General features: G+C 64.4%; 11 protein-coding genes. 1 reads left to right on the forward strand and 10 read right to left on the reverse strand.

Translation table 11 applies throughout. The annotated features are described in order from the left end of the window. Window positions 1-2 precede the first annotated feature (2 nt). Complete coding sequence (gene pheT, locus D5084_RS07230; RefSeq protein ID WP_128514835.1) at window positions 3-2,420, forward strand: phenylalanine--tRNA ligase subunit beta; 2,418 nt, start codon at window positions 3-5, stop codon at window positions 2,418-2,420. Between the two features lie 75 nt (window positions 2,421-2,495). Here pheT and D5084_RS07235 read toward each other — a convergent pair whose 3' ends face one another. The 10 genes from D5084_RS07235 to panB form a co-directional block, all read right to left on the reverse strand. Beyond that, window positions 2,496-3,167 carry a DUF1523 family protein gene (locus tag D5084_RS07235; protein ID WP_238382553.1) on the reverse strand — a complete coding sequence of 224 codons (672 nt, stop codon included), beginning with the start codon at window positions 3,165-3,167 and terminating at the stop codon, window positions 2,496-2,498. A gap of 12 nt (window positions 3,168-3,179) precedes the next feature. Continuing rightward, a complete protein-coding gene (locus D5084_RS07240; protein WP_238382554.1) occupies window positions 3,180-3,458 on the reverse strand; it encodes a hypothetical protein in 279 nt (92 codons plus the stop codon). Further along, window positions 3,458-4,807 (reverse strand): DUF6638 family protein, encoded by a 1,350-nt coding sequence (locus D5084_RS07245; protein WP_128514836.1) that lies wholly within the window; start codon window positions 4,805-4,807, stop codon window positions 3,458-3,460. Before D5084_RS07245 ends, D5084_RS07240 begins: the two co-directional genes overlap by 1 nt. Then, window positions 4,804-6,303, reverse strand: a complete 1,500-nt coding sequence (locus D5084_RS07250) for an AlbA family DNA-binding domain-containing protein (RefSeq protein ID WP_128514837.1) — start codon at window positions 6,301-6,303, stop codon at window positions 4,804-4,806. The genes D5084_RS07245 and D5084_RS07250 overlap by 4 nt, the downstream gene beginning before the upstream one ends. Window positions 6,304-6,334: 31 nt before the next feature. Beyond that, window positions 6,335-8,263: an AAA family ATPase gene (locus D5084_RS07255; RefSeq protein WP_128514838.1), complete on the reverse strand. Its 1,929-nt coding sequence runs from the start codon at window positions 8,261-8,263 to the stop codon at window positions 6,335-6,337. A 137-nt stretch (window positions 8,264-8,400) separates the two neighbouring features. Continuing rightward, the gene (locus D5084_RS07260; RefSeq protein ID WP_128514839.1) at window positions 8,401-9,540 is read right to left on the reverse strand and encodes a hypothetical protein; all 1,140 of its coding nucleotides are present in this window, start codon (window positions 9,538-9,540) and stop codon (window positions 8,401-8,403) included. Then, window positions 9,533-9,856: a hypothetical protein gene (locus D5084_RS07265; RefSeq protein WP_128514840.1), complete on the reverse strand. Its 324-nt coding sequence runs from the start codon at window positions 9,854-9,856 to the stop codon at window positions 9,533-9,535. Before D5084_RS07265 ends, D5084_RS07260 begins: the two co-directional genes overlap by 8 nt. After that, window positions 9,853-10,806 (reverse strand): hypothetical protein, encoded by a 954-nt coding sequence (locus tag D5084_RS07270; RefSeq protein WP_354001215.1) that lies wholly within the window; start codon window positions 10,804-10,806, stop codon window positions 9,853-9,855. Before D5084_RS07270 ends, D5084_RS07265 begins: the two co-directional genes overlap by 4 nt. A gap of 385 nt (window positions 10,807-11,191) precedes the next feature. After that, window positions 11,192-12,031: a pantoate--beta-alanine ligase gene (gene panC, locus D5084_RS07275; protein ID WP_128514842.1), complete on the reverse strand. Its 840-nt coding sequence runs from the start codon at window positions 12,029-12,031 to the stop codon at window positions 11,192-11,194. After that, on the reverse strand, window positions 12,028-12,858 hold the full coding sequence (panB, locus tag D5084_RS07280; RefSeq protein ID WP_128514843.1) for a 3-methyl-2-oxobutanoate hydroxymethyltransferase: 831 nt from the start codon (window positions 12,856-12,858) through the stop codon (window positions 12,028-12,030). Before panB ends, panC begins: the two co-directional genes overlap by 4 nt. Window positions 12,859-12,878: the final 20 nt, after the last annotated feature.

Genomic DNA, 12,878 nt, shown 5'->3' on the forward strand with positions numbered 1-12,878 from the left:
CGATGAAATTCACCCTGTCCTGGCTGAAGGATCACCTCGACACCGAGGCCACCGTCGAGGCCATTGCCGAGGCGCTGACCGACCTTGGCCTCGAGGTCGAGGGCATCGAGGACCCGACCGCGCAACTCGGCGCCTTCCGCATCTGCCGCGTGATCGAGGCCGTCCAGCATCCGAACGCCGACCGCCTCCGCGTCTGCCGGGTCGAGACCTTCCCCGAAGGCCCCGGCGGTCGCACCGAGGAAGTCCAGGTCGTCTGCGGCGCACCCAACGCGAAAACCGACCTGATCGGCGTCTTCGCCCCCCCCGGCACCCATGTCCCCGGCACCGGCGTCGATCTCAAGCCCGGCGTGATCCGGGGCGTGGAGTCGAACGGGATGCTGTGTTCCGAACGCGAGCTGATGCTGTCGGACAACCACGACGGCATCATCGAACTGCCCGCCGACGCACCGCTGGGCGTGCGCTTCATCGACTATCGCGGCCTGAATGACCCGGTCATCGAGATCAAGGTCACTCCCAACCGCCCCGACGCCCTTGGCATCCACGGCATCGCCCGCGATCTGGCGGCGCGGGGCTTGGGCAAGCTGAAACCCGTCAGCGTCACCCCGGTTCCGGGCAGCTTCCCCACCCCGATCGGGGTCCGGATTGATGCAAGCCTCAAGGCCAAAGGCTGCCCCCACTTCGCCGGCCGCCTGATCCGTGGCGTCCGGAACGGTCCCTCGCCCGACTGGATGCAGGCCCGCCTCAAGGCCATCGGCCTGCGCCCCATCTCGGCGCTGGTGGATATCACCAACTACTTCACCTTCGGCCTGAACCGCCCCCTCCACGTCTTCGACGCCGCGAAGGTGAAGGGCGACCTCCACATCCGCCCCGCCCGAGAAGGCGAGACGCTGCTGGCGCTCGACGGCAAGACCTACACCCTGTCCCCCGGCCAGATGGTCATCGCCGACGATCACGGTCCCGAGTCTCTGGCCGGTATCATGGGCGGCGAGGCTTCGGGCTGCACCCCGGAGACCACCGACGTCTTTCTGGAAAGCGCGTATTGGGACCCGATCACCATCGCCGCCACGGGCCGCGCGCTGAAGATCAACTCCGACGCCCGCTACCGCTTCGAACGCGGCGTTGACCCGGCCTTCACCCTGCCCGGCCTCGAACTCGCCACGCAGATGATCCTCGACCTCTGCGGCGGCGAGGCCGGGGCCGTGGTGCAGGACGGCGCGCCCCTCGACACGACGCGCAGCTACCGCCTCGACCCCGCCCGCGTGGTCAGCCTGGTGGGGATGGACATCCCCGAGGCCACCCAGCGCGCCACCTTGGAAGCCCTCGGTTTCACCCTGAACGGCAACGAAGTGACCCCGCCCAGCTGGCGCCCCGACATCCTCGGCGACGCCGACCTGGTCGAGGAAGTCGCCCGCATCGCCAGCCTGACGAAACTGCAAGGCGCGCCGATGGCCCGCACCCAGCCGGGCGTACCCCGCCCGATCCTGACGCCCCTGCAGGTCCGCGAACGCACAGCGCGGCGCACCATCGCGGCCTTGGGCTACAACGAGGCCGTCACCTACAGCTTCATCGACGCCAGATCCGCATCCCTCTTCGGCGGGGGAACCGATGACGTCCGCGTCGAAAACCCCATCTCCTCCGAGATGACGCACCTCCGCCCCGACCTCCTGCCGGGTCTGCTGGCCGCCGCCGCCCGCAACCAGGCGCGCGGCTTCATGGACCTCGCGCTCTTCGAGATCGGCCCCGTCTTCCACGGCGGCGAACCCGGGGACCAGCACCTGCAAGCCGCAGGCCTCCTCGTCGGCGCCACAGCGCCCCGCGACCCGCACGGCTCGCGCCGGATGGTCGATGTCTTCGACGCCAAGGCCGATGCCGAGGCCGTCCTCTCTGCCCTCGGGGCCCCCGCCCGCGTCCAGATCACCCGCAAGGCGGCCCCCTGGTGGCACCCCGGCCGCTCCGGCGTGATCGGCCTCGGCCCCAATACGCTCGCCACCTTCGGCGAGATCCACCCGCGCGTCTTGCAGGCGATGGACGTGAAGGGTCCCGCCGTCGCCTTCACGATCCTGATCGCCAACATCCCCGCGCCGAAGGTGAAAACCCCCACCCGCCCGGCACTGGCGATCAGCGACCTTCAGGCGGTGGAGCGGGACTTCGCCTTCGTCGTGGATGCCAAGGTCGAGGCCCTGACCGCCGTCAACGCGGCGCAAGGAGCGGACAAGGCGCTGATCGAAAGCGTCCGCGTCTTCGACCAGTTCACCGGCGACAAGGCCGAGGCGCAGATGGGGCCGGGCAAGAAGTCCATCGCCCTGACCGTGCGACTGCAACCGCAGGACAAGACGCTCACCGAAGCCGAGATCGAGGCCGTCTCGGCGAAGATCATCGAGAAGGTCACCAAGGCCACCGGCGGCACGCTGAGGGCTTGAGCAGGACACCCGCCCCGGACTTGATCCGGGGCCTCGTGAGGCGACCAGAGGCCCCGGATCAAGTCCGGGGCGGGGTCATCTCTTCGCCCGCCAGGTGTTCAGCCAGGCCCCGATCCGCCCGAAGACCCCCCGCGCCTCCTTCCGCGCGGATTCGACACGCTGCCCGGCCGCATCAATGGTCTCGCCCACTTCGGCCAGTGCCGGATCGACCATCCGCTCGCGGAACTGCAGCCACATCCGTCGGACCATGAACAACACGAAGGCCAGGAACGACAGGATGATGATGTTGACCCAGGGAATCAGCGTGACATCCGGCCCATCGACCTTGGTGATCGACACCGCATTGGGGAAGATCGAAAAGATCGGCAGCCGCCAGCCGTAATGCGTCACCGCCACCCATTGCCCCGGCGTGCGCGCGGCATTGGTCGCCTCGGCCTGCAAGGTGCTGGAATTCCACTTGAAATAGGGCGGCCAGAACCAGCCCGTATCCTCGTTCCGGTAGGTCATCGTCTTGCCGTTCGCGAAGACCGCGTCGATATAGCGGATATCGCGCGAGGTGGTTGCCGTCTCCACTCCGGTGCCGGTGTCCTCGATCGCATAGAACATCCAGTTCCCGCCGATCTGGGTGATCCGGTTGTAGGTGTTGATGATCTGCACCACGTCGCGCTGCGGCAGGGTGTAATGCAGGAACAGCCCGACGATCAGCACCAGAAGGATGCGGATGCCCCATTTTATCTTGGTCCACATGCGCGCGTCCTTTCAGGTCCAGTTGACGAAATAGATCGTGGCCAGGAAGCCCACGGTCGGCAGGATGTAGATAAGCCACAGAAGCCGCCTTTTCAGCCCCTTGTCGTAATGCACCATCCCCGCCTCGATGAAGGCCCGGCGTTCCTCTGCCGTCAGCCCCTCGCGTGCGGGGTCGGTGTCCCATTCCTTCTCCAGCTTCTCGCGCCGGACCGACCGGGAATAGATCGAGGTCAGGAAATAGGCGATGGTCAACCCGACATACATCAGGAACGCAAGCCGCAGCCACCCCATCAGCGTCTTCCTCCCCAGGGTCCCACCACCGGGCGGGACGGTTTCGGCCCCTCGGCCATCTGCGGCCGGTGCAGCGCGTCCATGCTCGGCTCCGGCCCGAACAGAGCGGTCCGGGCGCCTTCCCTGTCCACCTGATACTCCCGCGCCAGGAAATCCGCCACATAGGTCTTCTTGCGCTCGCTCCACGTCGCATACTGGGCGTAGAACAGCTCCTTGTGGGTGATGAACATCTGCCGCACGTCCATCGGCGACAGTTCCGACAGCAGCATGTTCACCAGATCCCGCTCCGGCCCCTTGCCGCGCAGCGTGTAGAAATAGGCCGGATGCTCCGAGGTGATTTTCGGCCAGGGTCCCCCGGCCTCGACCCAGCGCAAGAGCGCCGCGAGCCCCAGGAACTCCTCGGGCAGCGCGGTCCCCAGCTTGTAGGCCACCTTCCGCAGCTCCGTCCGCCGCGCGTCGCCGACCTCGATCCCCAGCCGGTCCGCCGCATCGACGAGGATAAAGTCCATCTTCTGCCGCAGGATCGCCGCCGCATCCGTCCCCCGCGCCTGCACGATAGGCTCCACCAACCCATTCCGCTCCAGCCAGTCGGCGATCTGGTTGCGGTGCGTCAGGTCCATCACCTGCGCGATGGGCACATCGCCCAGGGACCGCCAGTCCAGCGAGGATATCGCCGCCGGATAGCGCACCCCCTGAAAGATGTAGATGCCGCCGAAATGGCTGGTCCAGAAATTCGGCTGCTGGAAGGTCATCGCGGGCAGGCTGATCGGCACCCGCGTCACGTCCCCCGTTTTCTTCGCCAGCCCGATCATCTCGGCGATCAGCAGATCATCGCGCCAGCCGTCGGGCTCGGCCCGGAACCGCTCGATCAGCTTCGCCAGCTTCCCCGCATCCGCCACATGCCCGCCGATCGTATCCGCCTCGACCGTCACCTGCCGGATATCGAACAGCCTGGCCGGCGTGTCGAAGGCATAGACCGAGTTCTGCAACTCTCCACACACCGCATCCCGCGCGGTCAGCGCAAAAAGCTGCGCCTCGTTCTTCTCGATGAACTGCGTCAGGATCCCGCGGCTGGTGGAGAACTTGATGTTCAGCAAAGGCGCATCCTTCTGCGCCGTGGTCAGGAGGATAAACTGCCGGTTCGCCCCGTTGGGGTTGAGGTAGAGGTGATCCCCCAGCTCATCCCCGATCTCCGGCGAATAGCCCGACAGGTCGATGTGGAAATCGGTCAGCTTCGTGGTCTTGCCGGTCAGATGCCTGAGCGCCCGGTTGTAGCGTTCGACAAGGGCGGGAGAGGAGACCTCGATCAGGTTCCCGAACATCAGCCCGCGCTGGATGAGGCGTTTCATTTGTTGTGTTGCTCCAGTTCATCCAGCCGTGCGGCAGCCCTGAAAACGGCGCTACGAAGGTTGGAGTTTTCACCTCCCTCCTGATAGATGTTTCGCAAAAGATCAAAGATCGGTTCGGTGGGCTCAAAGCCATCCGGCAGGCTGCGAATGCCGCGCACAATCTGGATGTCGTTGAATCTTTGGCGAATGTCGCCAACGGCGCCATCTTGCAAACTTCTGACGACATTGAGGATCGCGCCGCTGGGTTGTTCAAATGCGGATCGCCGACCCCGCAGACGCTCGAGGGCGTATTGCTTCGAGTTCCGATAGACTGCCGTCGTTTCATCAAGTGCAGAGATAGCAGTCTGGATATCTACACCCGCTAGATGGACGAAATAGAAAACCGGCAACCATTGCCTTTGCACTTTCGCTGATAAGCAGATGTATTGGAGTGGCTCTCGCACATCTTCATGGCCGAGGTAGGCAAATAGAACGGCATCTGCATCCAGCGCACGACCCTCGATCCGTTCCACCACTTTCTTCTCCGAGTCGATAGCCTGAACGTCACCAATAAGCCGCAAAGCTGGCGCCCCAGCCCTTTCTTCGAACTCTCCTTCTCGGATGAAGTTAAGCTGGTCAGCCAACGCACGGTCGATAACTATGCGCTTGGACCCAGCATCAAGTTCGCCCCTGTCAGTATCTACGATCAATGCCCGATCAGTACCGATTTCACTAAGTCGGGTCGCGCTTGCGAGCAAGGCCTGGGTCGCTGCCCGGTCACGCTCACGCAGCAACGCCAGCAGATCACCGAACTTGATTTTTCCGGACTGCCCTGGGTAGCGGAACAAGATCGACCCATCCTCTAGACCATCTGCATCTCTGCAAACGATTACCGGAGGGTTCAGATACTTTTCCACATAGATGACGCCGACTGCTAGGCCCGCGATCTCGATAACCTCCTTTGCGAATACAGGTGTGGGTGTCAGAAGGTTCTTCACCTTGTCGGCGATCCGAACAATGTCTGTGCCCTGAAAGGACGTGTCGGGCATTCCGACAACCCGGCAGTCAGCGTTCTGGACGCCAATGAACATAAAGCCTCCCCGATTGTTTGCCAAAGCGGCAATCGCTCGAACGATTGGTTCCATGCGTCGTGGATTGAATTCCGCCTTGCATTCTTGATCCGAAGTCTCGCCATCAGCGAGATACCATCCGTCGCCGCGTTGAATGAAGCGAGCAGTCGCCCTCTCAGCAAGTGTCGCCTCTCGCGCTGCCCCGCCTTCGATGACCACCCCGACCTCGGCGGGCGCGAAGTTGGCAATGAAGTCGTCCAAGTCCGCATCCGTCGCCGCAGGCACCTCGGATCCATAGGTCCCCGCTTTCACACCGGTAATGCGCCCAGAATTCACCGGGCGCTCCGGGCGGTTGAAGAAAAACTGGATGTCCCGATTCCGCATTCCCCGGCGCAGCATCGCCTTAATTAGACCGATCTCTTCATCCGTGATGCTTCTGCGAGTCATGATATCTTGGCAACTCCTAGAGTTTATTCACTCACCCCTTCCCCTCCAGATACCGCCGCTTCGCCTCTTCCGTCCGGGCAAAGTCGCGCACCATCGCCTGAATGGCCACTTCGTCCGACTTGTCGGCATAGCGGAACTCGCTGTCGGCGTAGCGGTTGATCTCCTGGATCACCATGTCCACGGTGATGGGCCGCATCAGCCCCCGGATCATCGCCAACTTCTCGTCATAGGGCTTGAAGAGGAACAGGTCCGGGTTCTCCATCCACTCATCCGGCAGCTCGAAGTCCATCGCGCGGACCTTCACCGCATCGGTGATGTTCTTGATCGCGCGGCCCGTGAAGCGGTCATCCGCCTGCTGGATCGCCTTGAGGTAAGCACCGATCTTGGCCAGCGTATCCAGCGGCCCGATCTCCCTGGCCACCCGGTCCCAGACCTTCAACAGCCCCTCTTCATGCGGCTTCGAATGCCCCTCGAAACTCGCCGCCACCGCCCGCTTGATCTCCCGCGCCGCGAATAGCTCATGGTCGCCGACGGGAATGGAGTGGTTCTTCCCCAGCAGCAGCGAGAGGATGTCGATGTAATCCTCCTTCGTCTGCGGCCCATCCACCAGAAACCGCGCCCCCGCCCGCTGGCGCAGGGCATCGTCCACGTTCTCCGGGAAGTTGCTGAACATCCCGAACGTGCAATTCCCCCGCACCACCGTCCCCGCCCCCGCAAAGGCCTGCATGAAGACCGCCGTCACCTCCTGCTGGCCGGCACTGGACTGCCGGTCCCCCCGCTTCCCCGCCACCTGGTCGATGTCGTCGATGGTCCCGAACCCGATCACACTCGGATCAAGCACCGCATCGATGAAGGCCTTCGCATTCTGCCCTGACTTGCCCTGATAGCTGTCGATCTGGTCGATCGAGAAGTTCTGATACCGGAACGGATAGCCCGCCACCTTGCAGTAATCGTGCAGCAAGCCCGCCATCATCTGGATCAGCGTGGTCTTGCCCGTCCCCGGCTTACCATCCCCCATGAAGGTGAAGATGAACCCGCCCAGTTCCGCAAACGGGTTCAGACGGCGTTCGAAATCATAGGCCATCAGCATCTTCGCCAGCCGCAGGCTCTGATACTTGGCGATGTGGTTCCCCACAACCTCATGCGGCTTCTTGAAGGCCATGGCGATCATGCCGCCCTTCGCCGCCTTGGCCGGCTTGAACCCCGCGATGGTCAGCCCGTCGGTCTCCACCTTCCAAGACCCAGAGGTAAACACAGACACCCGAGCCCCATTCTCCGCCCGGATCTGCACCTTCTTCATCAGCGCCTCGGCAAAGGCCGACACCACCGCCACCAGCTTCACATCATCCGTGGCCAGCGCGCCGATGTCCTGATCCAGCTCCCACAACGCCCCCTGCAAGGCCAGAGGAGCGTTGTCTGTCAACACCTCTTCCACCTCGCCCAGTTCCACCGTCCCCGGCCCGACATGCGGCGCAATGAGATAGGCCAAAGCATTGGCAAAGGTGAACAGAACCACCAGCGCCTCACCCTGCAGCAGCTCCCCGAACTCCCCTCGTTTCGGCTCGGGAACCCGCCCCTCCAGGTTCGCCTTCTTCAACTCGGCGAGGCCCGACTGAGCCGAAAACGTCTCCCCCATCGCCAGCGCAATCGCGAGGCTACGGCGCAAGGCATTCAACACCGCTGCCTGCACCGGCGTCACCAGGCCATCGCCCAACCCCTCCACCCGCTCCGCCAGCCGCACCCCACCCGGCCGCGCCGTCGACCGCGTCGCCATCCCCGGCACGGTGGACCGGAACGTCGGCCGCGCCCCAACCCCCGGAGACCGCTCCGCCACCGGAGCCGCCACCAAAGCCTTCGCCAACCGCGGCGCATGGTCGAAGCCAAGGACCATCCCCAGGGCCGCTTCATACTGCGCCCGGATCGTCTCTTCCTTCAGCTCCATCGTGTCGCGCGTGTTCATGCGAACCCTCCAACCGCAGTCCCGACTCCACCGTTCGCCTCCGGCGGGAGTATTTGGAAAAAGAGCAAACCTGGCCTGATTTGCTCTTTTCAGAAATACTCCGGGGTCCGGGGCAGCGCCCCGGGGCCAACCCAGGATCACAACGTCGGAATAAGCCGCCCCCCGGCCCCCACGACGAATTTCCGATAGCCCCGCAGCCCCGCCGGGTCCTGCTCCACCAGCACCTGATAGGGCCTTTCCGGCAGGATGATCATCCGGTCCTGCCGCGTGGCCCCGAGTTCCGCCCCCGCCACCGGGTCCAGCCTGTAGACCTGCCGGACCGCGGTCGAGAACCACCCGTCCTTCACCTCTTCCTCACGGTCCGAGATCAGGTCCTCCACCGTCCAGACCAGCGCCCAATCCTCGCCCTCGGGCGCCTTCGCCCCCTCCAGCACCTTCGAGATCGGCCCCGATTGCAGCGTGAAACTCGCCGAATACATCGGCCCCAGGATGATCCGCCGCAGCCGCCTGGGGTGCAGCCCCTCGAAATCCTTGTCGAACCCGGTGGCAATCGTCAGCAGCTTCAGCCCTCCCACCGACTGTGCCATCAGCGCCTGCTGCACCTGCGGCCAGCGGTAGGCATCGGTCGGCAAGGGCCGCTTGCCGCTGTCCTCAAGGTCCATCAGATAAACCACAGGCAGGTTGCTCTGGGTATCCCAGACCGCCCAATGCACCAGGAAATGCCGCCGCGCGCCGCCCGGATGGCTGACATCCTCGATCCACTGCGCATCCGGGTCGTTCCGCGCCCAGAAGATGCCGCCAGCCAACAGCGCCTCGTAGTAATACCGCTGCGACAGCGCGAATTGCAGCGCGGTCGGGATCGTCAGGTCCCCCACGATCTGCCGCACCATCCGGTCCTTGAGTTCCACCTCCGAGGGCATGCCCGCCAGATGCTTCTCCGCCTGCTGCGCATCGACAGCCATGGTCATCAGCTCCTGAGCCACCGGAAACCCGCTCTCATGCCGGTCGATGGTCAGGCGCGGAGCCGTCTCGCCCCGCCCCGTCATCAGATACTTGTTCGACAGCGCCCGGAACGTCCCCGCCACCGCCGCCAGATACCGCCCCAGCACCCTGGCCTCGGTCCGCGAAAGCCGCCCCTCCGCCTCCACCTCAGCCGCCACCCGGCCCAGATGCCCGGTGATCCGGTCGAACTTGGCAAAATACCGCCGCGCGACGAGCGTGTCGTACAGTTCGTGATGGTCCGAAGTTAGGACGTCCTTGACGGAGGGGTCAGGCATCGCGGTCGCGACCTTCGTTATCAAGCCAACAGTACCAACGGATAAGGGGATTGGCCGCTAGTTTGGTGCGGTAGTGTTCACTGGCTTCGAAGACGCGGTGATAAAGCCTCTTCTGTAGCGGTGGCCCCAGCCCACCGAACACGAGTAGGACGAACGCACCGCCCATCGTCAGCGTGACAACGTTCGACCATACCATCAATGTATCGCGATCCACGCTCTCACGCAGGACGACCAGCAAGCCCAACACACCGCAACTGAGGAGCAACAAGATTGCTCCCCATTTCCGGCTCCATCGAACCTGATCCTTAAAGGTCATTCCCCATACGCGTTCTTGTCGTGCTTTTCGACAATCGCCGCGAACCGGCGAGCGAACCGTTCATCCGCCTTCGCCTTCTGCTCCAGGATCGCCCGCGCAAAGACCATATGCCCCTCATGCGCTTCCAGCATGTCGGCCATCTTGTCGTTGGTCGCAGCCCCGATGGCCGCCATCGCGGTCTGGGCCTCCTGATCGGTCTTGACCCCGATCTCGTTGATCCTATGCGCCACGTCCTGCTGCTGGGCGGTCTTCAACGAAGACGTCAAAGCATCATACAGCACCACCCGCTGCTTGGTATCCGTCTGCAGCTTGTTGATCAGCACCAGCTGCGTCGCCGCCTGGTTCTGCAAGCTGTCCACCCAGGTCTTGCCCTTCTCGATATACCGCTCCAGCGTCTGGGACTTTGCCAGCTTCACCTGCTCATCCTGCACCAGCGCATTGTACCGCGCGTTCAGCGTCGCCAGCTCCGTCTCCAGCTTCGTCCGCGCCGCCGCGTCCTGCTCGACCGCGATCCTGTTCTCCATCTCGATGATCTTCGGATCCATCGCCGCGATCTCGCGCCGCACCGCCTCCAGCGCGCCCACCGTCTCTTCCCGCTCGGCCAGCGTGGAGGCGAGGTTTGCCTCAACCCGCGCCTTCTGCGTGTTCAGCAGATCCAGCTGCCCCTGCAACAGCTTCACGATCACGTCCGACTTCGAGATCAGATCCTGCAACTTGTCGTCGATGGTGGCCGCCCGCATCCGCTCCTGCCGCATCGCCTCCGCCTTGGCCGGGGCGAAGATGCCGATGAAGCTCTCCATCCCCGTCTTCGACCGCATCTCGCTGAATTCCTTGGAAAATCCAGCGGTCACATCGTCCAGACCCATGATGAGTTCCGCGATGTTCGCGTTCATCAGCTCGGTGTGCTTGGCCACATCCTCCAGCGTCGCGTTCTCGACATCCAGCTGCACGCCCTGGTCCAGCTTCGACCGCGCCGCCTCGATCCGGCTGGTGATCCCCGAAATCTTCGCCTGAGCCTCGGCGACCTGAGCCTGACTCTCCCTGATCTGCGTCTCGAAATCGGCCGTCCGACCCTCCGTTGAACCACGTTTGCATCACATAGTGATGTAACAACGAATTACATCATCCCGGCGCCGCTTTTTCGGACACCCAACGCGCCAAGTCTTGCAACAACTCAGGCCTTCCGCCAAGCACGGAATCCCCGGCCCCTGCATTTGCCCTTTTCCCAAATACTCTGGGGGTTTGGGGGTGAAACCCCCATCAGCCGAGGAGGAGGCGAAGGCCGACGACGAGACAAAAGCCTCGCGCGTCAGCGCTCAATTCGAAAACCGCCCGTCACACGGGAATGTTGTCGATCAGCCGCACGCCGTCGATCCAGGCCGCCGCCAGCATCCGACGCGGGCGGCGCGGGTCGTCCGAGGGCATCAGCGTCTCGGCATCGCGCAGCTCGATATACTCCACCCGCTCGAACCCGGCCTCGCGCATCGTCTCCGCCGCCTCGCGGATCGCCATCCGGTCGGCGTGACCGATGCGGATGTCCTGCGCCGCCCGGGTGATCGCCGCATACAGGATGGGGGCCTTCGCCCGCCCCTCCGCCGTCAGCCGCAGATTGCGCGAGGACATCGCCAGCCCGTCCGGCTCGCGGATCGTCTCGCAGCCCACCACTTCCACCGGCAGGTTCAGGTCGCGCACCAGCCGCAGAACGACCTGCAACTGCTGCCAGTCCTTCTGGCCGAAATAGCCCCGGTCGGCCAGGCTCATCCCGAACAGCTTGGTCACCACCGTCGCCACGCCGTCGAAATGACCGGGGCGCATGTGACCCTCCAGAGGCTGGGCGACACCGGTCATGCTGACCGTGGTGATGAAGCCGTCGGGATAGACCTCCTCGACCGGCGGCGCAAAGATCGCATCCACCGGCACCGTGGCCAGCAGCGCCGCGTCTGCCGCCTCGCTGCGGGGGTATTTCTTCAGGTCCTCGGGATTGTTGAACTGCTTGGGGTTCACGAAGATCGTGGTGATGACCCGGTCGCACTCCGCCCGGGCGCGGCGGGCCAGCGACAGGTGGCCGTCATGCAAGGCCCCCATCGTCGGGACCACGCCCAGCGTTTCGCCCTTCGCCTTCCAGCCGCGCGCAAGGGCGCGCAGGTCGGCCACTGTCCGCAGGATCGGGATCATGTCTTCACCGGCATCACATCGGGGAAGGCATGTTCCGCCGCCGGGAAGGCGCGGCCTCGCACCTCGGCGGCATAGGTCGCAATGGCTTCGTCCGCCGCCTTGCCCAATTCGGCATAGCGTTTCACGAACTTCGGCCGGAACTCGGTGAACAGCCCCAGCATGTCATCCACCACCAGCACCTGCCCGTCGCAGTCCACCCCGGCCCCGATGCCGATGGTCGGGATCGACAGCTCACGGGTGATCCGCCCCGCCAGCCCCGCGGGCACCTTTTCCAGCACCACGGAAAACGCCCCCGCCGCCTCCACCGCCTTCGCATCCGCCATCACCTTCTCGGCCTCGGCGTCGCGGCCCACGACCTTGTAACCGCCCAGGGTGTTCACCGCCTGCGGCGTCAGGCCCACATGCGCCATCACCGGCACGCCGCGCGCGGTCAGGAAGGCAATCGTCTCGGCCATGTGCTGCCCGCCCTCCAGCTTCACCGCCGGGGCGCCTGTCTCGGCCATCAGGCGGCTCGCGTTGCGGAAGGCCTGCTGCGGGCCCTCCTCGTAACTGCCGAAGGGCATGTCGATCACCGGCATCGCCTTCGTGCATCCCCGCACCACGGCGCGCCCGTGCAGGATCATCATCTCCAGCGTGACACCCAGGGTCGAGGACATGCCGTGGATCACCATGCCGACACTGTCGCCCACCAGCGCGATGTCGCAATGCGCATCGACCAGTCGGGCTACCGGGGTGGAATAGGCCGTCAGCACCACCAGCGGCGCCCCCCCCTTGCGGGCGCGGATATCGGGGGGAAGCACAGGCCGGACAGGGGACGTGGCGCTCATCGCTAGGCCTCCGCTTTCAC

The organism is Tabrizicola thermarum, from assembly GCF_003574395.1.
GTDB lineage: Bacteria > Pseudomonadota > Alphaproteobacteria > Rhodobacterales > Rhodobacteraceae > Tabrizicola > Tabrizicola thermarum.

Coding starts and splice junctions, on each gene's coding strand:
- pheT (WP_128514835.1), top strand. CDS start 3: ATGAAATTCACCCTGTCCTGGCTGAAGGATCACCTCGACACCGAGGCC.
- D5084_RS07235 (WP_238382553.1), bottom strand. CDS start 3,167: ATGTGGACCAAGATAAAATGGGGCATCCGCATCCTTCTGGTGCTGATC.
- D5084_RS07240 (WP_238382554.1), bottom strand. CDS start 3,458: ATGGGGTGGCTGCGGCTTGCGTTCCTGATGTATGTCGGGTTGACCATC.
- D5084_RS07245 (WP_128514836.1), bottom strand. CDS start 4,807: ATGAAACGCCTCATCCAGCGCGGGCTGATGTTCGGGAACCTGATCGAG.
- D5084_RS07250 (WP_128514837.1), bottom strand. CDS start 6,303: ATGACTCGCAGAAGCATCACGGATGAAGAGATCGGTCTAATTAAGGCG.
- D5084_RS07255 (WP_128514838.1), bottom strand. CDS start 8,263: ATGAACACGCGCGACACGATGGAGCTGAAGGAAGAGACGATCCGGGCG.
- D5084_RS07260 (WP_128514839.1), bottom strand. CDS start 9,540: ATGCCTGACCCCTCCGTCAAGGACGTCCTAACTTCGGACCATCACGAA.
- D5084_RS07265 (WP_128514840.1), bottom strand. CDS start 9,856: ATGACCTTTAAGGATCAGGTTCGATGGAGCCGGAAATGGGGAGCAATC.
- panC (WP_128514842.1), bottom strand. CDS start 12,031: ATGATCCCGATCCTGCGGACAGTGGCCGACCTGCGCGCCCTTGCGCGC.
- panB (WP_128514843.1), bottom strand. CDS start 12,858: ATGAGCGCCACGTCCCCTGTCCGGCCTGTGCTTCCCCCCGATATCCGC.